The sequence below is a fragment of the Streptomyces sp. NPDC088733 genome (assembly GCF_044751185.1).
In the GTDB taxonomy this organism is placed as follows: domain Bacteria; phylum Actinomycetota; class Actinomycetes; order Streptomycetales; family Streptomycetaceae; genus Actinacidiphila.
The window spans coordinates 347,757-368,520 of the sequence record NZ_JBIVLH010000001.1 but is presented as its reverse complement, the minus strand read 5'-3'; the positions used below and the strand labels follow the sequence as shown (position 1 = coordinate 368,520).

Sequence of the window (20,764 nt, the reverse complement as noted above, 5' to 3'; positions counted from 1 at the left end):
TCGCAATGGCCAGGGAATTCCAGCGCGGCCACAAGGCCAAGATCAGTGATCTCACGGCAGGGACGGATCTGTACGTCGGTGTTCAGATCAGCGGACCCGGCCTGTCGTTCGACATCAGCTGCTTCGGTCTCGACGCCGCGGAACAGCTCTCGGACGACCGCTATTTCGTCTTCTACAACCAGCCCAAGTCGCCCGAGGAGTCGATTCAGCAGCTCGGCGCGCAGGCCGGCGACTCCGAGTCCTTCCGGGTGACGCTGGACCGCATCCCGCCGCGGATCCACAAGCTCAGCTTCACCGCGACCCTCGACGGCTCCGGGCAGATGTCCCAGGTCGGCCCCGGCTACATCAGGATCGTCGCGGGCGGCGAGGAAGTGGCGCGCTACGCCTTCAGCGGCGCCGAGTTCAGCACCGAGCGCGCGGTGATGCTGGCGGACATCTACCTCAAGGACGTCTGGCGCTTCGCGGCGGTCGGCCAGGGCTTCGACGGGGGACTGGACGCGCTGCTGAAGAACTTCGGCGGCGAGGTCGCCGAGGAGCAGCAGCCCGCCGTGCCGCAGCAGCCCGCGGCGGCCCCGGGCTTCGCCCCGCCGGCCGGTCCCGCACCCGGCTTCGCGGCACCCCCGGCGCCCGCTCCCGCACCGGCGCCCCCGGCTCCGCAGCCGGCGCCCGCGTTCGGCGCGCCCCAGGCGCCGGCCGCACCCCCGGTCCACGCGGCGCCCACCATGGCGGCGCCGATGACCGCACCACCCCAGGGGCAGCCCCAGGCCCCGCCGCAGGTGCCGGGGCAGCCGCCCTTCGGCCAGGTCCCGCCGCCGCAGGCGCCGCCAGGGCCTCCCGGGTATCCCGCTCCCGGCCAGGTGCCGGGCCAGCCCCCGTTCGGGCAGCCCCCGGCCGCGCCGTCCTTCGGCCAGGCCCAGTACGGACAGCCGCCGCAGGCCCCGTTCGGCCAGCCGCCGGCCGCTCCCGCGCCGTACGGCCAGGCCCCGGGCGCGCCGCAGGTCCCGCAGACTCCCGGCGCCGGCCTCGCCGCCGCCATGCAGAAGTACCGCGAGGTGCCGACCGGCCAGCGCTGGACGCAGCAGAACGCCAAGCTCGTCCGCGTCGACCTCTCCCAGGCCGGCGGCCAGCCGGTGCTCGCCCGCCAGGGCAGCATGGTGCTGTACCAGGGCAAGGTCGAATTCGGCTACAAGGGTGCCGGGTTCGCCGGCCGCATCGTCGGCAACATGACCGGCCAGGAGATGCAGTTGATGCGCTGCACCGGCCGCGGCCAGGTGTTCTTCGCCGAGGACGCCTCCTATCTGCACCCGATCGAGCTCCAGGGCGACGCGATCTGCGTCTCCGCGGAGAACGTGCTCGCCTTCGACGAGTCCCTGCAGCACGAGGTGCGCCGCATCGAGGGCCACGGCATCCCCGGCGGTGCCCTGTTCACGATGCAGTTCCAGGGCACCGGCACTGTCGTCGTCAAGACCCACGGCACGCCGGTGGTGCTGCCGGTCACACCCACCACGTACGCCGACAGCAACGCGATCGTCGCCTGGTCCGCCGCGTCGCAGGTGGTGCTCTCCAGCCAAGTGCGGCTGCGCCGGAACGCCTATCCGGGACACAGCGGGGAGACCGTGAACCTCCAGTTCCGCGGCGCCCCCGGCAACTTCATCGTCGTCCAGCCGTACGAGGTCTGAGGGAGCCCGCCATGGACCAGACTCTGATTTCCGGGTACTCCCCGGCACCGGTGACCGCCCGTATGGAGAACCACGGCAGCAGCATGCTGAAGGTCGCCATGCAGACCGGCCAGGACCTCTTCGCGCGCACCGGATCGATGGTCGCCTACGAGGGCTTCGTCCAGTACGAGCCCAACCCGCCCGCCGTGCGCCAGATGGCGTCGCAGTGGCTGACCGGGGAGGGCGCCCCGCTGATGAAGTGCACCGGCGACGGGCTGCTGTACCTCGCCGACTACGGCGCCGACGTCGTCTGCCTGTACCTCAACAACGAGTCCCTGTCGGTCAACGGCACCAATCTGCTCGCCTTCGACGCGCATCTGCAGTGGGGCGTGGAGCGGGTGAAGGGGCTGGCCAAGTTCGCCGGGCAGGGCCTGTTCAACGTGGGCGTCTCCGGCACCGGCTGGGTGGCGATCACCTCGCGCGGCACGCCGGTCGTCGTCGACTGCGGGCGCGGCGAGGACGAGACCTATGTCGACCCGGACGCCCTGGTGGCCTGGTCGAGCGGGCTGAAGACCAAGTCCAAGCGCAGCTTCAAAGCCTCCTCCCTGATCGGGCGGGGCAGCGGCGAGGCCTTCCAGATCGGCTTCTCCGGCCAGGGCTTCGTCGTCGTACAGCCCAGCGAAGACAGCACCGACCGCCTCCGAGTCCGGGGCTGAGGGGGAGCGATCCATCATGCAGAGCCCGCTTTTCGGCTACACCGAGGTCCAGACCGAGGACCAGTACGCCCTGCAGAACCCGTACCTGCTGCGGGTGAAGCTCGACGGCAGGAACGACTGCCTGGCCCGCAAGGGCGCCATGGTCGCCTATCAGGGCCTGATCGAGTTCGACGGCGAGTACCAGAGCCACGCCCAGCGCGGTGCCCGCTACCGCACCGGCGAGGGCCTGGACCTGATGCGCTGCTCCGGGCAGGGCACGGTCTACCTCGCCAACCTCGCCCAGCAGATCCACGTCGTGGACGTGGACCACGACGGGCTGACCGTGGACGGCGCCTATGTGCTGGCGCTCGACTCGGGACTGCACTGGGAAGTCATCTCGGTGGACAGCCAGTTCGGCATCTCGGGCAGCGGCGCGTACAACCTCAACATCTCCGGCCACGGCAAGGTCGCGCTCATGACCTCCGGCCGGCCGCTGCTGATGCCCGTCACCCCGGACAAGTACGTCTCCGCCGACTCCGACGCGGTGGTCGCCTGGTCGTCCTCGCTGCGTGTGCAGATGCAGGCGCAGACCAGCTCCTCCGGCGTGTGGCGGCGGCGCGGCAACACCGGTGAGGGCTGGGAGCTCAACTTCCTGGGCCAGGGCTACGTCCTGGTGCAGCCCAGCGAGCTGATGCCGCCGCAGAACGCCCAGGTCGGTCAGGGCATGGCCGCCCAGTACGGTTTCGGCCAGCACGGTGCGCACGGCCAGAACCAGGGCAACATCTTCACCAACCGCTGACGCCGCCCCGGCCCGGGCCCGCGCGCCGGCTCACATCAGCGCGCGGGTGCGGGCCAGCAGCGTCCGTACCGATCCGTCGGCGACCTCGGCGATCTCGTCGTAGGCGAACCACTTGAGGTCCAGCGACTCCTCGCTGATCGCCTCCACGGCGCCGGGCGGCGCCACCGCGGCGTACTGCACGTCGAGATGCCAGGCGCAGGGCGTCAGATGGCGGTCGAGGTTGACCGGCCCTGGTCGCAGCAGCGTCAGCCCGGCGATGCCGGACTCCTCGACGCCCTCGCGCAGCGCGGCCCCCGCCAGTGTGGTGTCCTGCGGTTCGCAGTGACCGCCCATCTGCAGCCACATCTTGAGCTTCTTGTGCAGGGTGAGCAGGACACGGCCGCCCTCCGGGTCCAGCACAAGGGTGCTGCCGGTGATGTGCCCGGCGGAGCACGACTTCCACAGGCCGTCGGGATGCGCGTCGAGGTGCGACAGGTACTCCAGCCGCAGGCCTTCCTGGGCGGTGTCGGGCGCGTCCCACTCCTTGAGGACGCGCACGGCGTCGTCGAACAGGCTCACTTCTGGTCGTCGTCCTTGCTGTCGGTGCCTTCGGTGCCTTCGGTGTCCTCGGCGCCGCCGGGGTTCTCGGCGTCCTTGCCGCGGGCGGCCTCCCCGAGCATCTTGTCGAGCTCGGCGAAGTCCAGCTGCTCGTGGTGGACGAAGCCGTCGGGGTCGTCCAGGTCGGCGGCCGTCGGCAGCATGTCGGGGTGCGCCCACAGGCCGTCGCGGCCGTCGACACCGCGCGCGTCGGTCAGCGACGCCCAGAGGCGGGCGGCGTCCCGCAGCCGGCGCGGCCGCAGCTCCAGCCCGATCAGGGTGGCGAAGGTCTGCTCGGCGGGGCCGCCGGAGGCCCGGCGCCGCCGCAGGGTCTCCCGCAGGGCCGCGGCCGAGGGCAGGTGCGGGGCAGCGGCGGCGTGCACCACCGCGTCGACCCAGCCCTCGACGAGCGCGAGCGCCGTCTCCAGACGGGCGAGCGCGGCCTTCTGCTGCGGGGTGTCCTCGGGCTGGAACATGCCCTGCTGGAGCGCGTCCTGGAGCGCCTCGGGGTGGGACGGGTCGAGCTGGCCGACCGCGTCCTCCAGCTTGGCGGTGTCGACCTTGATGCCCCGGGCGTAGCCCTCGACGGCGCCGAACAGGTGCGCTCGCAGCCAGGGAACGTGCGCGAACAGCCGCTGGTGGGCGGCCTCGCGCAGCGCCAGGTAGAGCCGGACCTCGTCCAGGGGCACGCCCAGTCCCTCGCCGAACGTGGCGATGTTGGTCGGGAGCAGCGCGGCCTTGCCCGCCGGGCCGAGCGGCAGGCCGATGTCGGTCGAGCCCACGACCTCACCCGCCAGCGTGCCCAGGGCCTGCCCGATCTGCGTGCCGAACATGGCGCCGCCCATGGAGCGCATCATGCCGATCAGCGGGCCGGCCATGGCCTGCATCTCCTCGGGGAGCACGTCGCCCATGGCGTTGCCGACACGCTCGGCGACCGGGTCGACGAGCTCCTTCCACACCGGCAGCGTCGTCTCGACCCATTCCGCGCGGCTCCACGCCACCGCCGAACCGGCCCCGGACGGCATGGACGTCACGCCGTCCAGCCACAGGTCGGCCAGGCGCAGCGCCTCCTCGACCTTCGCGCGGTCGGCCGGGCCCACACTGGGGTCCTTCACGCCGCCGGAAGCGGCCTGGGCGACGGTCTGCCGGGCGATGTCCTTGGCCATCTCCCAGTTCACCGGGCCGCCCTCGTACGAGAGCATCTGCCCCAGCTGCTGGAACGCCGCGCCCAGGTCATTGGGGTTGAGCGAGCCGAACATCGCGGCGAAGGGGTTCTCTCCGCCCGCACCGAACGGGTTGCCGCCGCCGAACCCGAACGGATTGGCCGGACCTTGGGAGCCCCCGCCGGAACCGCTCGGCTTCTTGCGGTCGTCCGCGCCCCCGTCCTCGGGCTCCTCGGGAGGGACTCCGAATCCGAATGGGATGTCGCTCACGGTTTCCTCGGCTCTGTGTGTTGTGGGCTGTACCTCCAGCCTAGACACCCGTCAGGCAGGATGGCTGCGTACGGACCGTGGTTGCGGACCGCGCACCTCGTACCGGAAACAACCGTGGGAGACACCTGGTGAGTTCCCCAGAACCGACCGTTCGCCCAGAGCGGAGCGGCGGCAGGGCCGCCGCCGGCCCGGTGGTCGCCGTGACCGGCGCCGCTTCCGGCGTCGGGCTGCGGCTGGCGCTGCGGCTGGCCGAGTCCGACGAGGTCAAGAAGGTGGTGGCGATCGACGAACGGCGCGGCGACGTGCCCGGCGCGCAATGGCGCGTGCTGGACGTGCGCGACCCGGCGATCGCCGAGCGGCTGCGCGGCGTGGACGTCGTCGTCCATCTCGCGCTCGACCTCGACCTGGAGTCCGACCCCAAGGCGCGCAGCGCCTTCAATGTGCGCGGCACGCAGACCGTGCTCACGGCCGCGGCCGCGGCGGGAGTGCGGCGGGTGGTGCTGTGCACCTCGGCGATGGTCTACGGCGCCCAGCCGGACAACGACGTGCCGCTCGCGGAGGACGCGCCGCTGCGCGCCACCGCGGAGGCGTCCTTCGTGGGCGACCTGCTGGAGATCGAGCGGCTGGGCAGGCGGGCGCCGCGTGCCCACCCCGGGCTCCATGTGACGGTGGTGCGCCCGGCGGTCCTCGTGGGCGGCACGGACACCGCGCTCACCCGCTACTTCGAGTCGCCGCGGCTGCTGGTGGTGGCGGGCAGCCGGCCGTGCTGGCAGTTCTGCCATGTCGACGACCTGGTGACGGCGCTGGAGCACGCGGCGCTGGAGAAGGTCGACGGCGAGATGACGGTGGGCTGCGACGGCTGGCTGGAGCAGGAGGAGGTCGAGGAGCTCTCCGGAATCCGGCGCATGGAGCTGCCGCCGGCCATAGCGCTGGGCGCGGCTTCCCGGCTGCACCGACTCGGCCTCACTCCGTCGCCGGCCGGGGACCTGGCGTACACGATGCACCCTTGGGTCGTCAGCGGCAGCAGGCTGCACGAGTCGGGCTGGCGGCCGCAGTGGACGAACGAGGAGGTGCTCGCCGTTCTCCTGGAGGAGGTGGCGGGCCGCAACTCCGTCGTCGGACGGCGGCTGGGGCGCAAGGACGCCGCCACCCTGGGCGCGGCCGGCGCCACGGTCGCGCTGGTCGGTACCGCGGCCATGGTGCGGCGGGCGCGCAAGCGCCGGGGGGTGTGAGGGCCGCACTGGGCGGGGAGGGTGCGGCGGGAACGGTGTGGTGGAAAACAGTTTCCGCATAGTGGTAGATGAGGGAGCATGAGTCCCATGGCACAGACGCACGAGGAACCCATCAGGCTCATCGCCGTCCGCGACACCGAGCTGTCCTTGGACGAGGTCTTCCGTGCGGTGGGGCACGCCTCCGCCGGGGGCACCGCCCTGTTCGTCGGCACCGTGCGCGACCACGACGGCCCCTCGGGCGCCGAGGTTACGGCCCTGGGCTACTCCGCCCACCCCGGGGCCGAGGCGGAGCTGCGACGGGTCGCGGAGAAGGTGGCCGCCGACTTCCCCGTCCGTGCGCTGGCCGCCGTCCACCGGGTCGGCGACCTCCGTGTCGGGGACCTGGCGGTCGTGGTCGCCGTCGCCTGCCCGCACCGGGCGGAGGCCTTCGCGGCGTGCCGGCGGCTGATCGACGACCTCAAGCGCGAGGTGCCGATCTGGAAGCACCAGGAGTTCGCCGACGGCACCGAGGAATGGGTGGGTTCCTGCGCGCACTGAGCGCGGGAACGGGGGTCGGGCGGCATCGTCGAGGAGGCGGTGCGGCCCCCCAGTCGAACTGGTGTTCATCGACTGTCGGACGATCTGCCTGCGGTTGCGTAACCCCGGACCCGCCCGGAACGTTATAGCAGCAAACGATTAGTCTGCTCATAGTTTCTTGATCGACTGCGCGATCCTCTCGCGCAATACGGGAGGCCTCAGTGGCGGCGCTCGCATGGTTGCTCATTCCGGTGGTTGCCGCAGTCGCCGCCACTGTCTGGGGAAGCTGGGCGGCGCGTACGCGCTCCACAGGGGACGGCGCGTCCCTCGCCGGCTATGAGCGCTTCCGCGAGGCCATGCAGCGTTCCGAGTCGGGCAGCGTCTGAGGGTCCGCGGAGCGCCTGCCGGTCTCGTACCGTACTGTCGTTCCATGCCACGCCGCACCGCGACGCTGCTCGCGTCGACCCTGACGCTCATAGCACTGCTCTGTGTCGGGCTGCTGATGCGCGTTCCGTACGCGGAGATGTCGCCGGGGCCGACCGTCAACACGCTCGGTGAGCACGACGGCGCCCCGGTGCTGCAGATCTCGGGGCACCGGACGTATCCCGCCGGCGGTCACCTGAACATGACCACCGTGCGGGTGACGAGTGCGGACTACTCCATGAACCTGGTCGAGGCCGTGGCCGGGTGGCTGGCGCACGACCAGAAGGTCGTCGAGCACGACACGCTCTACCCGCAGGGCCAGACGGCCGAGCAGGCCGACCAGGAGAACGCCGAGGAGTTCACCCAGTCCCAGGACAGCGCCAAGGTCGCCGCCCTGAAGGAGCTGGGGATCCCGGTCGGCTCCCAGGTGATCGTCTCCACCGTCGTGAAGGACGCCCCTTCGGAGGGCAAGCTGCACGCCGGTGAGGTGATCAAGGCGGTGGACGGCACCCCGGTCAAGGCGGCGGGCGACGTCGCGACGCTCGTCACCAAGCACCAGCCGGGCCAGAAGGTGGTCTTCACCGTCATCCCCAAGGGGGCCAAGGGCGACGCCACCAAGGACGTCACCATCACCACGGGCACCTCGGACGACGACGGCAAGCGGCGGGCGATCGTCGGCATCCAGGCCGGCGTCGGGCACACGCTCCCGTTCACGATCGACATCAAGCTCGCGGACGTCGGCGGCCCGAGTGCCGGCCTGATGTTCGCGCTCGGCATCGTGGACAAGCTCACCCCCGGGGACCTCACCGGTGGCAAGTTCGTCGCGGGCACCGGCACGATCGACGACGACGGCAAGGTCGGCCCCATCGGCGGCATAGACATGAAGACCATCGGCGCGCGCTCTAAGGGCGCCGAGTACTTCCTGACCCCCGCCGACAACTGCGCGGAGGCCGCCCAGGACACCCCGAGCGGCCTCACCCTGGTGAAGGTCAAGACCATCGGCGACGCCATGGACGCCCTCAAGGACATCCGCGAGGGGAAGACCGCCGACCTGCCGAGCTGCTCGGCGAATTGAGCCCGTCCGGGCGGGGGGCGGCGCGGGCCTCCCCCCGCGCCGTCACTCCTCGAAGGTCGCCGACAGGGCCTCCGCCAGTCCCGGCACCAGGGCGGCGCCGGTCAACACCTCGGTCGCCGAGTCCTTGGAGCGCAGCCGCACGGCCGACTCCCTGGTGCCGTCGCGCAGCACGGCCACCGTCATCCGCACCTCCTGGCGCTCGGGGTGCGCGGCGACCCACTCGCCCAGCGCGGCCTCGTCCAGGTCCTCCGGGATGGCCTGCTCGGCGGACGGCGGCAGCATCAGCCGCTCCACGGTCAGGGCGCAGCCGCTGACCACCTCGGGCCAGGCGATCGTGGCCAGGAACTCGTCGAGCGGCGTGCCGGCCGGCAGCTCGTCCTGCTCGATCGGGGTCAGCGCCCCCGCCGTCTGCTCGGCGAGGCCGAGTTCGTCGGCGAGCCCCGGCTCCTGTACACGGAGCCGGTCCGTGTCGACCAGCGCGAAGAGCCGGGCGGGCTGGTCCCAGCCCAGACCGGACGCGTAGTCGTCGATCTCCAGCACGGCCTGGGTCAGCGGGTTCGCGGCGAGCGGGGCGCCGCCGGACTCAATATTGGACATGCTCAACATCCTGCCTGTTCTGTGACCCGCATCCCCAATCGAGCACCTTGGGGAACTGTGTAAACCGTGAGTAAGTTGCATCAGTGGGCGCCGGCCGGGCGTCCGCCGGAGACCGACTCTTGAGGTGCGCACCTTGGTATTCCAGATGCCGGACCGTGGCGGGGGTCCGCACGGGCCGCGGATCAGAGCGGGGCGCCCCTCGCGGCGAGCCCGGACACTGCTCATGACGCTGGGGGTCCTGGCCGTTCTGGCCATGGCCTTCGTCATGTTCGCGGGCTTCTGGACCGACTGGCTCTGGTACCGCTCCGTCCATTACTCCTCGGTGTTCACCACGACACTGTGGACCAAGATCGGGCTGTTCTTCGTCTTCGGCCTGCTGATGGCGGTGGCCGTCGGCATCAACGTCTACCTGGCGCACCGGTTGCGGCCGCCGCTCAGCGCGATGTCGCTGGAGCAGCAGAGCCTGGACCGCTACCGGATGGGCATCGCGCCCTACAAGAGGTGGGTGCTGCTGGCGGTCTGCGCCCTGGTGGGCCTGATCGCGGGGGCGTCCGCCTCCAGTCAGTGGCGCACATGGCTGCTGTGGACGAACGCCACCCCGTTCGGCACCACGGACCCGCAGTTCCATGTCGACGTCTCCTTCTACGCCTTCGACCTGCCCTGGTACCGCTTCCTGCTGAGCTTCGGCTTCGCGGCGGTCGTGCTCTCGCTGCTGGCGTCCGCCCTGGTGCACTACCTGTACGGGGGGCTGCGCATCACCTCCCCGGGCGGCCGCGCCACCGCCGCGGCGACCGGCCACCTGTCGGTGCTGCTGGGCCTGTTCGTGACCCTCAAGGCGGTCGCCTACTGGCTCGACCGGTACTCGCTGGCGGTCAAGTCCGGCAACCTCAAATCCGGGGACTGGACAGGGCTGCGCTATGTCGACGCCAACGCCTACCTGCCGGCCAAGACGATCCTCTTCGCGATCGCCATCATCTGCGCCCTGCTGTTCTTCGCCACCTTGTGGCGGCGTACGTGGTCGCTGCCGCTGATCGGCTTCGGCCTCATGGTGCTGTCGGCGATCCTGATCGGCGGGCTGTACCCGGCGATCGTGCAGAAGTTCCAGGTGCAGCCGAACGAGGCCGCCAAGGAGCAGCCGTACATCCAGAAGAACATCGACGCCACGCGGCAGGCGTACGACATCGCGGGCACCAAGGTGTCCGACTACGCGGGCACCAACCCGGCCGACACCGAGACCGCCAGCGACGCGGACAGGGCGAAGTTGCGCGCGGACGCCGACACCACCGCGTCCATCCGGCTCCTCGACCCCAACGTGGTCTCGCCGACCTTCCAGCAACTGCAGAAGGTGCGCGGCTACTACGCCTTCCCCTCCACGCTCGACGTCGACCGCTACAAGGTGGACGGCAAGGAGCAGGACACCGTGGTCGGCCTGCGCGAGCTGAACCTCGCGGGCATCCCGCAGCACAGCTGGATCAACGACCACTTCAAGTACACCCACGGCTACGGCCTGGTTGCCGCGAAGGGCACGACCGCGACCGAGGGCGGCGAGACAACGGGCGGTGAGCCGGTCTTCACCGAGTCCGACCTGCCGACCACCGGCGATCTCGGAGAGTACGAGCAGCGGATCTACTACGGCGAGGAGACCAAGCAGTGGTCCATCGTCGGTGACAAGACCACGCCCGAGATCGACTACAACACCGACGACGACGGCGAGAAGTCGTACACCTACACCGGCAAGAGCGGTGTCGGGCTGAAGAACCCGGTGACCCGGGCCGCGTACGCGGTGGCCTTCGGGGACCCGCAGATCTTCTACTCCGGCGCCGTCGGCGACGACTCGCGCATCCTGTACAACCGCACACCCAAGGAGCGTGTCGAGGCGGTCGCGCCCTGGCTGACGATCGACGGCGACTCCTACCCCGCGGTCGTCGACGGCCACGTGGTGTGGATCGTGGACGCCTACACGACGAGCAACGGCTACCCGTACTCGTCGCGGACGACGCTCGGCGACACCACGGCGGACTCGCTGACCGACGGGCAGCGCGCGGTGCTGGCGCAGCAGAACCAGGTCAACTACATCCGCAACTCGGTGAAGGCGACCGTGGACGCCTTCACCGGTGACGTCACGCTCTACCAGTGGGACGACAAGGACCCGGTGCTGAAGACCTGGATGAAGGCCTTCCCGCACACGGTGCAGCCGAAGAGCAGCATCAGCGCCGCTCTGATGGCCCATCTGCGCTACCCGCAGGACCTGTTCAAGGTGCAGCGCCAACTGCTGACGCGCTACCACGTCACCAAGGCGTCGACCTTCTACAGCGGCAGCGAGGTGTGGCAGGTCCCCAACGACCCGGCGACGAAGACGGGCAAGGCGGTGCCGCCGTACTACCTGAGCCTGCGCATGCCGGGCCAGGACGCCCAGAAGTTCTCGCTGACGACGACCTACACGCTCAACCGGCGGGAGAACCTGGGCGCCTTCATGGCGGTCGACGCGGACGCCACGAGCGAGGACTACGGCACGATCCGACTGCTCAAGCTGCCGTCGAACACCCAGGTGTACGGTCCACGTCAGGTGCAGAGCCAGTTCAACTCCGATCCCGACGTCGCGCAGAAGATCAAGCTGCTGAGCGGCGGCGGGGGTTCCACCGTCGAGTACGGCAATCTGCTCACCATCCCGCTCGACGGCGGCCTGCTCTATGTGGAGCCGGTCTACCTGCGCGGTGCCGACTTCGACTACCCGCTGCTGAAGAAGGTGCTGGTCTGGTACAGCGGACGGGTGGAGTTCGAGGACACCCTCGGACAGGCGCTGAACGCGGTGTTCAACACAGCGGACGGCGGGACCACGCCGCCACCGGGGACCGGCGGCGGCACCGGCACCACGCCGCCACCGGCCGACGCGACGGTCGCCCAGGCACTGGCGGACGCCCAGGCGGCGTACGACGCGAGCCAGAAGGCGCTGAAGGCCGGCGACTGGTCTGCGTACGGCCAGGCCCAGAAGGATCTGGCGGCAGCGCTGCAACGGGCGCAGGAGGCCGAGAAGCAAGCCGGGAAGCCGGCCGGTGAACAGCCGGAGAAAAGGGGCTGAGCAGGCACTCCCCGCGTCGTGGTACGGTTGGGACACAACGACGCGGGGTGGAGCAGCTCGGTAGCTCGCTGGGCTCATAACCCAGAGGTCGCAGGTTCAAATCCTGTCCCCGCTACTGTTCGAGAGGGTCCGGAGTCAACTAGGCTCCGGGCCCTTTCACTTGTACGGGGGAACTGCGCGCGCAGAGGTTTCGTCGAGGCTGATGTCGGGAAGTCGACAAAACGCTGAAGTGACCTCCTGGGACGGTCTCAACCCCGCAGGGTTGTTGCATACCAGGTGTACTGCGGGTACGGGTGGTGCGACGATGGACCTCATGGGGGATGGTGCAAGGCTGCTGAAAACTCGTCGGATTCCTGACAGTGGGTCCGCGGGCGGGACGACCCTGCCCGCGTTCGTTCCCGCGCAGACAGGCGCCTTCGCGCCGACCGTCGCGGAACTGCTGCCGGGCCCGCGCATGGGCGCCGACGAGGAGGAGCGGCTCATCGAGTCCGAACTGCCGGACGAGGAGAGCCTGGAGGCCCGCGAGGAGGCCGAACTCGAGGCGCGCCACCGGCGGGCCGCCGAGCACGGCGACATCGCCGCAGCGAGCGTTCTCGGCACCCTGCTGCTGCGCCGTGGCGACCTGGAGGGGGCCGAGCCGTACCTGCGCGCGGCCGCCGCCGGGGGAGAGCGGCCGGCCGCCAACAACCTCGGGCTGCTGCTGCACCAGCGCGGCCATGCCGAGGAGGCGGCGGGCTGGTGGCGCATCGCCGCCGTCGCGGGCTCCGCCGCGGCCGCGCACGCGCTCGGCCGGCACTTCCGCGAGCGCGGCGACGAGCCCGGCGCCGAGTACTGGCTTCGGCAGGCCGCCGAGTCCGGGCACACCCTGGGCGCCTACGCGCTGGCCGACCTGCTCGACCACCGGCGCGACGTCGGCGCCGAGCGCTGGTTCCACGCCGCCGCCGAGCACGGGCACCGCGAGGCGGCGTACCGGCTGGCCCGCATCTGCGCCGAGCGCGGCGAGGAGCGCGAGGCCGAGCAGTGGTACCGGCAGGCCGCGGCCCGCCGGCACCGGCGGGCCGCGCTGCGCCTCGGCACGCTGCTGGAGGAGCGCGGCGAGTACGAGGAGGCCAAGCGCTGGTACCTGACCGCCGCGCGTGATGGCGAGCCCCGGGCCGCCTGCGCGCTCGGCTTCCTGCTGCGCGACGCCGGCGACGTCGACGGCGCCGCCACCTGGTGGCGGCGGGCCGCCAACGCCGGTGACGGCAACGCCGCGAACGCGCTCGGCGCCCTCCACGCGCAGGAGGGCGAGACCCAGACCGCCGAGCGGTGGTACCGGGCCGCGCTGGAGTCCGGCGACGTCAACGGCGCCTTCAACCTCGGCCTGCTCTGCGCCGGCCAGGGACGCACCGCCCAGGCCGAGCAGTGGTACCGCAAGGCGGCCTACACCGGCCACCGCGAGGCGGCCAACGCGCTCGCCGTGCTGCTGCTGCAGCGCGGGGACGCGGCGGGCGCCGAGCCGTGGTTCTCCAAGGCCGCGGAGGCCGGCAGCGTCGACGCCGCGTTCAACCTCGGCATCCTGTACGCCGGCCGGGGCGACGACGGCACCGCGCGGCGCTGGTACGAGCGGGCGGCCGCCAGCGGCCACAGCGAGGCCGCGCTCCAGGTCGCGATCGCCCTCCAGAAGGACGGGGACCCGCACGGCGCCGAGCGGCACCTGCGGTGCGCCGCGGGCGGCGGCAGCCCCGAAGGCGCCTTCCGGCTGGGCGCGTTGCTCGACGCGCAGGGCACGGAGGACGCGGCCGCAGAGGCGGAGGAGTGGTACGCCCGCGCCGCCGGCCAGGGGCACCGGCGTGCCCAGGTCCGGCTCGGCATGTGCGCCGCCAGGCGGGGGGACGTCGTGGACGCCGCCCACTGGTACCGCGAGGCGGCAGAAGGGGGCAGCCGCAATGGGGCGTTCAACCTCGGGCTCCTCCTCGCGCGCGAGGGCGCGGAGCCGGAGGCGGCGATGTGGTGGACCCGGGCCGCCGACGCGGGGCACGGGCGTGCGGCGCTGCGGCTGGCGCTGCTGGCCGCCCGGCACGGGCAGCTCGCGGACGCGCGGGCGTGGTGTGCGCGGGCGGTGGAGTGCGGGCCTGTGGAGGTGGCGGAGCGGGCGGCGCGGCTCACGGATGCGTTGGAGCACGAGATGTCGGCGTGAGGGGCGCTGCGCTTCGCTGTACCGGGTTTTTCCCCCGCCCTCCCGCCCGTGTGCCCTGTGAAGTCACGCACCCCGACGCGAGTCGTTGGGGGCCGGGTGTGGGCCCTCCGGGGCTGCCGTTCTGGACAGCACATTTAGGTGCCTCAGGCGCTTTCTGCTGCGCACTCCGGGTCACGCACCCAAATATGCTCCACAGTCCAGAACGCCACCCCTACAGCCCCGCCCCCTCCGTGAGCTCTCGCGCCTGATCCCCGGTGGGTGGATGAGACGGCACCGTGCTCGGGCAGCCGTAGGCGCAGCGCCGACATACGGCCCGAGGTGTAGGACCCGGCCGGAATGGATTTGCGCTGCTCAGGGGCGGGGGGTTACTCTAAGGACACAACGACGCGGGGTGGAGCAGCTCGGTAGCTCGCTGGGCTCATAACCCAGAGGTCGCAGGTTCAAATCCTGTCCCCGCTACTGATGAGAAGGCCCGGAAGCCAATGGCTTCCGGGCCTTCTTGTATGCCGTGGGTACAGCCCAGGCATGGATCGGGCAAAAGCGTGCGAACCTTTCGTCGCGGGTCCCGGGCGCCGGAGGATGCTGGAGGCGTGGCGAGGGCGGCGGCGCGAGGAGGCGGGGTTGCTGCGCAGGCGGCGTAAGCGGCGGCCGACGGAACTCAGGGACGTGACGCGGTGGGGGCGGCTGTGCGCGGCCGGTGCGGTGGCCGAGTTGCTGGCGGAGCTGCGCGCGGCGGCGGGGGCCGGTGAGGATGGCGCGTACGACCGGGGGGCGGCGCTGAAGGCGCTGGAGGAGGCGGAACCGGGGCTCTGGCTGTCGCTGGACCGTGCTGTGCGGGCTGCGGAGGGGCAGTGGTCGCCGGCGGCGGGGGAGGCCGATCCGCTGCGGCTGCTGCTGGCCGCGATGGACCGGGACGGCCGTACGCGGCAGGCCGCCGTGGAGGGCCTGGCGCACACGGGCGGTCCGCTGGTGGCCACCGCCTTGGCGCTGCGGACCGCGGACTGGGTGGACCGGGTGCGGGAGCGGGCCGTGGCGGCGCTGGCGCTGCGGGCCGCGCCGGACGAGGCCGCCGCGGCGGTGCGGATACTGCTCCGGCTGCGGGGCAGGCGCCGGGCGGCGGGGGCACTGGAGGCGTACCGGGAGGTGCTCGCGGCTCCGGAGGCGCGGCGGGCCGTGCGGGCGCTGGCGGCCGACGCGGAACCGGCGACCCGGCGGTTCGGGGTGGAACTGGCCTTGGAGCTGGGGGAGTTCGTCCGCGGCGATCTGGTCCGCACCGCGCTGCGCGATCCGGACCAGGTGTGCCGGCGGCTGTGTGCGCAGCGGCTGCTGGAGCTCGACCCGGACCAGGCGGGCCGCCTGCTGTGGGCCCGGTCCGCGGCGGTGCGGGAGCTGGCGGTGGCGGCGCTGCCGGAGGACGTGCCGGCGGCGCGCCTGACGGCGCCGCTGGCGGACCCGGCGCGGATCGTGCGGGCGCAGGCCAGGTGGCGGCTGTACAGCAGGGGCGAGCCGCCCGCGCTGACGTACCGCAGGCAGCTGGTGCGCTGCGGGCCGCAGAGTCCGCCGCGGCTGGTCGCCGGACTGGCCCTGGGGCTGGGGGAGTGCGGGGACGGGACGGACGTGCCGCTGCTGCTGCGGCTGGTCCGGGAGGCGCGGACGCCGTGGCCGCCGGTGGTGCGGCGGGCCGCGGTGCGTGCGGTGGGCCGTCTGGCGCCGCGTGAGGGGCTGCTGGGCCTGCTGGGGCCGCTGGCGACGGACGCGGACCCGGGCGTGGCCAGGGAGGCCTTCGAGGCGCTGGCCAGGGTCGCCGGGGAGGTGCCGCCGGAGACGGTGTGGTTCGGCCGGACGCGGCCGGAGCCCGCCGTGCGGAAGGCGGCGGAACGGCTCCGCCGCTCGGCGCAGCGTCAGGCGCAGTCGGGGCACAGGCCCCGGTAGGTCACCTCGACGTCGGAGACGGTGAACCCGAAGCGCTCGCTGTCGGGCAGGTCGGTCAGCGGGTTGCCGGCGGGGTGGACGTCCCGGATGGTGCCGCAGCGGGAGCAGACCAGGTGCTGGTGGGCGTGGTGCGCGTTCGGGTCGTAGCGCTTGGCGCGGCCGTCGGTGGCGACTTCCATGACCTCGCCCAGCGACACCAGTTCGCCCAGGGTGTTGTAGACCGTCGCCCGGGAGATCTCGGGCAGCCGGGTCGCGGCCAGTGCGTGCACCTCGTCGGCGGTCAGGTGGACGTGCTCGCCGTCGAGGACCTCGGCCACGACACGCCGCTGCGCGGTCATCCGCCAGCCGCGTCCGCGCAGTCGTTCCAGCAGGTCACTCATGCAGCCAGCTTAACAGCGGCGGTCCGGTTTCTGAATCCGTATGACTCTGACCCTCTTCTTGACTTAGACCTTGTCCATCGTAGGATCGGTTCCGGCGACAGCCGTCGCACAGACGAACGCAGGGAGAAGGACGTGACGGTTCACAAGACCGGCCCGCTGACGACCGAGGCAGGCGCCCCGGTCGCGGACAACCAGAACAGCGAGACCGCGGGGGTCGGCGGACCTGTCCTGATCCAGGACCAACTGCTGCTGGAGAAGCTCGCCCACTTCAACCGCGAGCGCATCCCGGAGCGCGTGGTGCACGCGCGCGGCGCCGGCGCCTACGGCACCTTCACGGTGACCGCCGACGTGACGCGGTACACCCGTGCGGCGTTCCTGTCCGAGGTGGGCAAGCAGACGGAGACCTTCCTGCGGTTCTCCACCGTCGCCGGCAACCTCGGCGCGGCGGACGCGGTGCGCGACCCGCGCGGCTGGGCGCTGAAGTTCTACACCGAGGAGGGCAATTACGACCTCGTCGGCAACAACACCCCGGTGTTCTTCATCAAGGACGCCATCAAGTTCCCCGACTTCATCCACACCCAGAAGCGCGACCCGTACACCGGCTCCCAGGAGGCGGACAACGTCTGGGACTTCTGGGGCCTGTCGCCCGAGTCGACGCACCAGGTGACCTGGCTGTTCGGCGACCGCGGTATCCCGGCGAGCTACCGCCACATGAACGGCTACGGCTCGCACACCTACCAGTGGACCAATGAGGCGGGCGAGGTCTTCTGGGTCAAGTACCACTTCAAGACCGACCAGGGCATCAAGAACCTGACCGCCGAGGAGGCGGCCGGGGTCGCCGGGCTCGACCCCGACTCGCACCAGCGCGACCTGCGCGAGTCGATCGAACGCGGCGAGTTCCCGACCTGGACCGTGCAGGTGCAGATCATGCCCGCGGCAGAGGCGGCGGCCTACCGCTTCAACCCGTTCGACCTCACCAAGGTGTGGCCGCACGCGGACTACCCGCCGATCGAGATCGGCAAACTGGAGCTCAACCGCAACCCGCAGAACATCTTCGCCGAGGTCGAGCAGTCGATCTTCTCCCCGGCGCACTTCGTGCCCGGCATCGGCCCCTCCCCGGACAAGATGCTGCAGGGGCGCCTGTTCGCCTACGGCGACGCCCACCGCTACCGGGTCGGCATCAACGCCGACCACCTGCCGGTGAACCGTCCGCACGCCACCGAGGCGCGCACCAACAGCCGCGACGGCTACGCCTACGACGGCCGGCACGGCGGCGCCAAGAACTACGAGCCCAACAGCTTCGGCGGACCGGCCCAGACGGGCGCCCCGCTCTGGTCGGCCACCGCGGTCACCGGCTGGACCGGCAACCACGAGGCGCCCTCGCACGCCGAGGACAACGACTTCGTCCAGGCGGGAGACCTCTACCGGCTGATGTCGGAGGGTGAGAAGGAGCGTCTGATCGCCAACCTCGCCGGCTTCATCGCCAAGGTGTCGCGCGACGACATCGCCGAGCGGGCGATCGACAACTTCCGCCGGGCGGACGAGGACTACGGCAAGCGGCTGGAGGCCGCGGTCCAGGCCCTGCGCGGCTGACGGGCGCTTGCCCTAACAGACCAGGAGGGGTTCGGGTACGTCCAGACGCCCGAACCCCTCCGATCCATGTCCCCGCGCCCTCAGCCCGCCAAGGCGGCCGCCGAGTGCGCGGGATGCCAGCAGCGCACGATGTCGCGTACGGAGACCATGCCGACCGCGTTGCGGTCCTCCATCACCACCAGGTGACGGAAACCGCCGCGCACCATGGCGGCGGCGGCCTCCTCGAGGGTCCACTGGGGTGCGGCGAAGACGACGTCGGTGGTGGTGTGGGCGGCGGCGAGTTCGTTGTCGGGGCTGAGTCCGGCACCGACGGCGTTGAGGATGTCGCGCTCGGTGAGGATGCCGAGCCCGCAGGTGTCGGGATCGAGGACGACCGCCGCACCCACCCTGCGGGCGGACATCAGCCGGGCGGCCTGGCGGAGGGTGTGAGCCGGGCCGATCGTGAGAACGACCGTGCTCATGGCTTCGCGTACGAGCATGGGATACCCCTTGGCTGCGTCGTGGGCCGTCTTGAGAACTGTTTCACAAATTCACAAGCTCACGCATTCTCATGTTCACATGCGGAACGGCGCGCAGCAAGGGGCGTGCGGAGGGTGATGGGTGGTACACCGGGGGCGGCCCGGGCCGTGCGGTTCAGGCGCGGTTGAGGAAACCGAGCATCTGCTCGTGCAGCAGTCCGTTCGAGGCCGCCGCATTGCCCCCGTAGGGGCCGTCCGTGCCGTCCAGGCTGGTGAAACGACCGCCCGCCTCCCGGACGATGACCTCGTTGGCGGCCATGTCCCACAGGCTGAGCTCGGGCTCCGCGCAGAAGTCCACCGAACCCTCGGCGACCATCATGTACGGCCAGAAGTCACCGTACGCACGCGTGCGCCAGCAGGAGCGGGTCAGGTCCAGGAAGCCGTCCAGCCGTCCCTGCTCCTCCCAGCCGCCGAGCGAGGAGTACGCGAACGAGGCGTCCTCCAGCCGGCTCACCCGGGACACCCGCAGCCGCGTGGCGGAGGACAGGCTGCGCCCGGTGTACGCGCCGCCGCCCTTCACCGCCCACCAGCGGCGGCCCAGCGCCGGCGCGGAGACCACGCCGACCACGCCCTCGTCGCCGTTCTCGCCGCGCACCATGAGGGCGATGAGCGTCGCCCACACCGGCACGCCCCGGACGTAGTTCTTCGTGCCGTCGATCGGGTCGACGATCCAGCGGCGCGGGCCCGTGCCCTCGAAGCCGTACTCCTCGCCGAGGACGGCGTCGCGCGGCCGCGCGCGGCCGAGCTGGCTGCGGATCAGCTCCTCGGCGCGCTTGTCGGCCTCGCTGACCGGCGTCATGTCGGGCTTGGTCTCGACCTTCAGGTCCAAGGCCTTGAAGCGCTCCATGGTCGCGGCGTCGGCGGCGTCGGCGAGGATGTGCGCGAGGCGCAGGTCGTCGTTGAAGTCCGGCATGGAGCGAACAGTATCGATCGGGGCCTGTCGAGGTCACGCAGGGTGCGCGCGAAGGGTTGACACGAACCGACAGCGCGTCAATTCTTTGCCCACGGCCGCATGACGACGGCGTGGAGGCGGATCATGCCGACAGCGCGTGCATCCCTGCTGGACGCGGCACTGGCCGCGCTGTCTGCCCAGTCGTGGGCGACGATCCGGATGGTGGACATCGCGGCGACCGCCGGAGTGTCGCGGCAGACCCTCTACAACGAATTCGGCACCAAGGAGGGCCTCGCGCGGGCCCTCGCGCGGCGCGAGGCCGACGAACTCGTCGCAGGTGTCCAGCGCGCCCTGACCGCCGCCGCCCAGCAGGGCGGCGACCCCGGCGACTGCTTCGCCGCGGCGACCGGCCTGCTCCTGCAGCAGGCCCGCCGCAACCCCCTGGTGCGCGCCGTCCTGACGGGATGCCGCGGGGGCCGCGTCCCGGCCGCCGCCATCACCCGCGTCCCGGTGCCCCGGTCGCCCGGGGCGCGGGCGCGCAAGAGCGACCTGCCGCTGACCCCCACCGAGGTGCTGGCGGCACTGCGCGCCGGCGCCGCCGCGGTCATGGAGCGGAGCTTCCCGAAACTGGACTCCGCCGATCTCGCCTGGGCGTGCGAGGCGGCGGTGCGCGTGGGCGTGTCCTACGTCATGGCGCCGCTGGCCACCGACGAGGACGCGTGCCTGCGCGTGGCCCGGCTGGTGCGCGGGATGCTCGGCCGCGGATGGACCGGGGCCGCCTGAACCCGGGGAGGGCGGGTCAGTGCGCGGAGCCGGACAACTGGAGCCCGATGGCGCCGAGGACGACGAGCGCGACGGAGACCAGCTTCAGCGTCGAGACGACGTCACCGAGGAAGGCCATGCCGTAGATCGCCGTCCCCGCCGCCCCGATGCCCGTCCACACCGCGTACGCGGCACCGACGTCCAGCTTCTTCAGCGACAGCGTCAGCAGCCCGAAGCTGCCGAGCGCGAAGACGCAGAAGGCGATGGTCGGCCACAGCCGGGTGAACCCGTGGGAGAGCTTGAGGCAGACCGCGAAGCCGGTTTCGAGGAGACCTGCGACCACCACGAGGAGCCAGGCCATCGAACGCCCTCCCGTTTCCGTCTGTCGATGAGCGATCATCACACAGCATGCCCGGAAATCGGCC

Annotated in this window: 18 protein-coding genes and 2 tRNA genes; 13 read left to right on the top strand and 7 right to left on the bottom strand. The window is 71.6% G+C overall.

Annotation, left to right across the window (positions count from 1 at the left end):
• Nucleotides 1-5 precede the first annotated feature (5 nt).
• Genes ACIP64_RS01645 through ACIP64_RS01635 form a run of 3 tightly spaced genes read left to right on the top strand, consistent with a single transcriptional unit; the run spans nt 6 to nt 3,152 of the window.
• A complete protein-coding gene (locus ACIP64_RS01645; RefSeq protein WP_401580570.1) occupies nt 6-1,679 on the top strand; it encodes a TerD family protein in 1,674 nt (557 codons plus the stop codon).
• 11 nt (nt 1,680-1,690) lie between these two features.
• Complete coding sequence (locus ACIP64_RS01640; protein ID WP_360907256.1) at nt 1,691-2,374, top strand: AIM24 family protein; 684 nt, start codon at nt 1,691-1,693, stop codon at nt 2,372-2,374.
• Between the two features lie 16 nt (nt 2,375-2,390).
• Entirely contained in the window at nt 2,391-3,152 is a 762-nt protein-coding gene (locus ACIP64_RS01635; RefSeq protein ID WP_401580568.1) for an AIM24 family protein, read from the top strand.
• A gap of 30 nt (nt 3,153-3,182) precedes the next feature.
• Here ACIP64_RS01635 and ACIP64_RS01630 read toward each other — a convergent pair whose 3' ends face one another.
• Nucleotides 3,183-3,710, bottom strand: a complete 528-nt coding sequence (locus ACIP64_RS01630) for an NUDIX hydrolase (protein WP_401580566.1) — start codon at nt 3,708-3,710, stop codon at nt 3,183-3,185.
• Complete coding sequence (locus tag ACIP64_RS01625; RefSeq protein ID WP_401580564.1) at nt 3,707-5,161, bottom strand: zinc-dependent metalloprotease; 1,455 nt, start codon at nt 5,159-5,161, stop codon at nt 3,707-3,709. Before ACIP64_RS01625 ends, ACIP64_RS01630 begins: the two co-directional genes overlap by 4 nt.
• Nucleotides 5,162-5,289: 128 nt before the next feature.
• On the opposite strand from ACIP64_RS01625, the gene ACIP64_RS01620 reads away from it, so the two are divergent.
• From ACIP64_RS01620 to ACIP64_RS01610, 3 genes are all read left to right on the top strand, one after another.
• Nucleotides 5,290-6,393: an SDR family oxidoreductase gene (locus tag ACIP64_RS01620; RefSeq protein WP_401580562.1), complete on the top strand. Its 1,104-nt coding sequence runs from the start codon at nt 5,290-5,292 to the stop codon at nt 6,391-6,393.
• Between the two features lie 87 nt (nt 6,394-6,480).
• Nucleotides 6,481-6,930 carry a molybdenum cofactor biosynthesis protein MoaE gene (locus ACIP64_RS01615; RefSeq protein ID WP_401580560.1) on the top strand — a complete coding sequence of 150 codons (450 nt, stop codon included), beginning with the start codon at nt 6,481-6,483 and terminating at the stop codon, nt 6,928-6,930.
• Between the two features lie 409 nt (nt 6,931-7,339).
• Complete coding sequence (locus tag ACIP64_RS01610) at nt 7,340-8,407, top strand: PDZ domain-containing protein (protein WP_401580558.1); 1,068 nt, start codon at nt 7,340-7,342, stop codon at nt 8,405-8,407.
• A 42-nt stretch (nt 8,408-8,449) separates the two neighbouring features.
• Here the strand turns inward: ACIP64_RS01610 and ACIP64_RS01605 are convergent, their stop codons facing one another.
• Nucleotides 8,450-9,004, bottom strand: coding sequence for a PPA1309 family protein (locus tag ACIP64_RS01605; RefSeq protein ID WP_360907242.1), 555 nt, complete (start codon nt 9,002-9,004; stop codon nt 8,450-8,452).
• A gap of 145 nt (nt 9,005-9,149) precedes the next feature.
• Here ACIP64_RS01605 and ACIP64_RS01600 point away from each other — a divergent pair, with 145 nt between their 5' ends.
• The 5 genes from ACIP64_RS01600 to ACIP64_RS01580 all read left to right on the top strand — a co-directional run bounded on the left by ACIP64_RS01600 (nt 9,150) and on the right by ACIP64_RS01580 (nt 16,194).
• Nucleotides 9,150-12,083, top strand: coding sequence for a UPF0182 family protein (locus tag ACIP64_RS01600; RefSeq protein WP_401581133.1), 2,934 nt, complete (start codon nt 9,150-9,152; stop codon nt 12,081-12,083).
• Between the two features lie 41 nt (nt 12,084-12,124).
• Nucleotides 12,125-12,198, top strand: a tRNA-Met gene (locus tag ACIP64_RS01595).
• A 339-nt stretch (nt 12,199-12,537) separates the two neighbouring features.
• Nucleotides 12,538-14,262 (top strand): tetratricopeptide repeat protein, encoded by a 1,725-nt coding sequence (locus ACIP64_RS01590; protein WP_401581132.1) that lies wholly within the window; start codon nt 12,538-12,540, stop codon nt 14,260-14,262.
• A 385-nt stretch (nt 14,263-14,647) separates the two neighbouring features.
• Nucleotides 14,648-14,721, top strand: a tRNA-Met gene (locus ACIP64_RS01585).
• A gap of 207 nt (nt 14,722-14,928) precedes the next feature.
• Nucleotides 14,929-16,194, top strand: coding sequence for a hypothetical protein (locus ACIP64_RS01580; RefSeq protein ID WP_401580556.1), 1,266 nt, complete (start codon nt 14,929-14,931; stop codon nt 16,192-16,194).
• Here the strand turns inward: ACIP64_RS01580 and ACIP64_RS01575 are convergent.
• Nucleotides 16,164-16,574: a Fur family transcriptional regulator gene (locus ACIP64_RS01575; protein ID WP_360907238.1), complete on the bottom strand. Its 411-nt coding sequence runs from the start codon at nt 16,572-16,574 to the stop codon at nt 16,164-16,166. The genes ACIP64_RS01580 and ACIP64_RS01575 overlap by 31 nt on opposite strands.
• A gap of 132 nt (nt 16,575-16,706) precedes the next feature.
• On the opposite strand from ACIP64_RS01575, the gene ACIP64_RS01570 reads away from it, so the two are divergent.
• Nucleotides 16,707-18,167, top strand: a complete 1,461-nt coding sequence (locus tag ACIP64_RS01570) for a catalase (RefSeq protein ID WP_401580554.1) — start codon at nt 16,707-16,709, stop codon at nt 18,165-18,167.
• A gap of 80 nt (nt 18,168-18,247) precedes the next feature.
• Here the strand turns inward: ACIP64_RS01570 and ACIP64_RS01565 are convergent, their stop codons facing one another.
• Nucleotides 18,248-18,646, bottom strand: a complete 399-nt coding sequence (locus ACIP64_RS01565; RefSeq protein ID WP_401580553.1) for a cyclic nucleotide-binding/CBS domain-containing protein — start codon at nt 18,644-18,646, stop codon at nt 18,248-18,250.
• Nucleotides 18,647-18,800: 154 nt separating this feature from the next.
• The gene (gene hisN, locus ACIP64_RS01560) at nt 18,801-19,598 is read right to left on the bottom strand and encodes a histidinol-phosphatase (protein ID WP_360907232.1); all 798 of its coding nucleotides are present in this window, start codon (nt 19,596-19,598) and stop codon (nt 18,801-18,803) included.
• Nucleotides 19,599-19,721: 123 nt separating this feature from the next.
• On the opposite strand from hisN, the gene ACIP64_RS01555 reads away from it, so the two are divergent.
• Nucleotides 19,722-20,360, top strand: coding sequence for a TetR family transcriptional regulator (locus tag ACIP64_RS01555; protein WP_401580551.1), 639 nt, complete (start codon nt 19,722-19,724; stop codon nt 20,358-20,360).
• A 16-nt stretch (nt 20,361-20,376) separates the two neighbouring features.
• Here the strand turns inward: ACIP64_RS01555 and ACIP64_RS01550 are convergent, their stop codons facing one another.
• Nucleotides 20,377-20,700: a DMT family transporter gene (locus ACIP64_RS01550; protein WP_401580549.1), complete on the bottom strand. Its 324-nt coding sequence runs from the start codon at nt 20,698-20,700 to the stop codon at nt 20,377-20,379.
• Between the last annotated feature and the right edge of the window lie 64 nt (nt 20,701-20,764).

Bases quoted from the DNA above. Each gene is read 5' to 3' on its own strand.
- ACIP64_RS01645 (WP_401580570.1), top strand. From the start codon at position 6: ATGGCCAGGGAATTCCAGCGCGGCCACAAGGCCAAGATCAGTGATCTC.
- ACIP64_RS01640 (WP_360907256.1), top strand. From the start codon at position 1,691: ATGGACCAGACTCTGATTTCCGGGTACTCCCCGGCACCGGTGACCGCC.
- ACIP64_RS01635 (WP_401580568.1), top strand. From the start codon at position 2,391: ATGCAGAGCCCGCTTTTCGGCTACACCGAGGTCCAGACCGAGGACCAG.
- ACIP64_RS01615 (WP_401580560.1), top strand. From the start codon at position 6,481: ATGGCACAGACGCACGAGGAACCCATCAGGCTCATCGCCGTCCGCGAC.
- ACIP64_RS01610 (WP_401580558.1), top strand. From the start codon at position 7,340: ATGCCACGCCGCACCGCGACGCTGCTCGCGTCGACCCTGACGCTCATA.
- ACIP64_RS01605 (WP_360907242.1), bottom strand. From the start codon at position 9,004: ATGTCCAATATTGAGTCCGGCGGCGCCCCGCTCGCCGCGAACCCGCTG.
- ACIP64_RS01600 (WP_401581133.1), top strand. From the start codon at position 9,150: ATGCCGGACCGTGGCGGGGGTCCGCACGGGCCGCGGATCAGAGCGGGG.
- ACIP64_RS01590 (WP_401581132.1), top strand. From the start codon at position 12,538: ATGGGCGCCGACGAGGAGGAGCGGCTCATCGAGTCCGAACTGCCGGAC.
- ACIP64_RS01575 (WP_360907238.1), bottom strand. From the start codon at position 16,574: ATGAGTGACCTGCTGGAACGACTGCGCGGACGCGGCTGGCGGATGACC.
- ACIP64_RS01565 (WP_401580553.1), bottom strand. From the start codon at position 18,646: ATGCTCGTACGCGAAGCCATGAGCACGGTCGTTCTCACGATCGGCCCG.
- hisN (WP_360907232.1), bottom strand. From the start codon at position 19,598: ATGCCGGACTTCAACGACGACCTGCGCCTCGCGCACATCCTCGCCGAC.
- ACIP64_RS01555 (WP_401580551.1), top strand. From the start codon at position 19,722: ATGCCGACAGCGCGTGCATCCCTGCTGGACGCGGCACTGGCCGCGCTG.
- ACIP64_RS01550 (WP_401580549.1), bottom strand. From the start codon at position 20,700: ATGGCCTGGCTCCTCGTGGTGGTCGCAGGTCTCCTCGAAACCGGCTTC.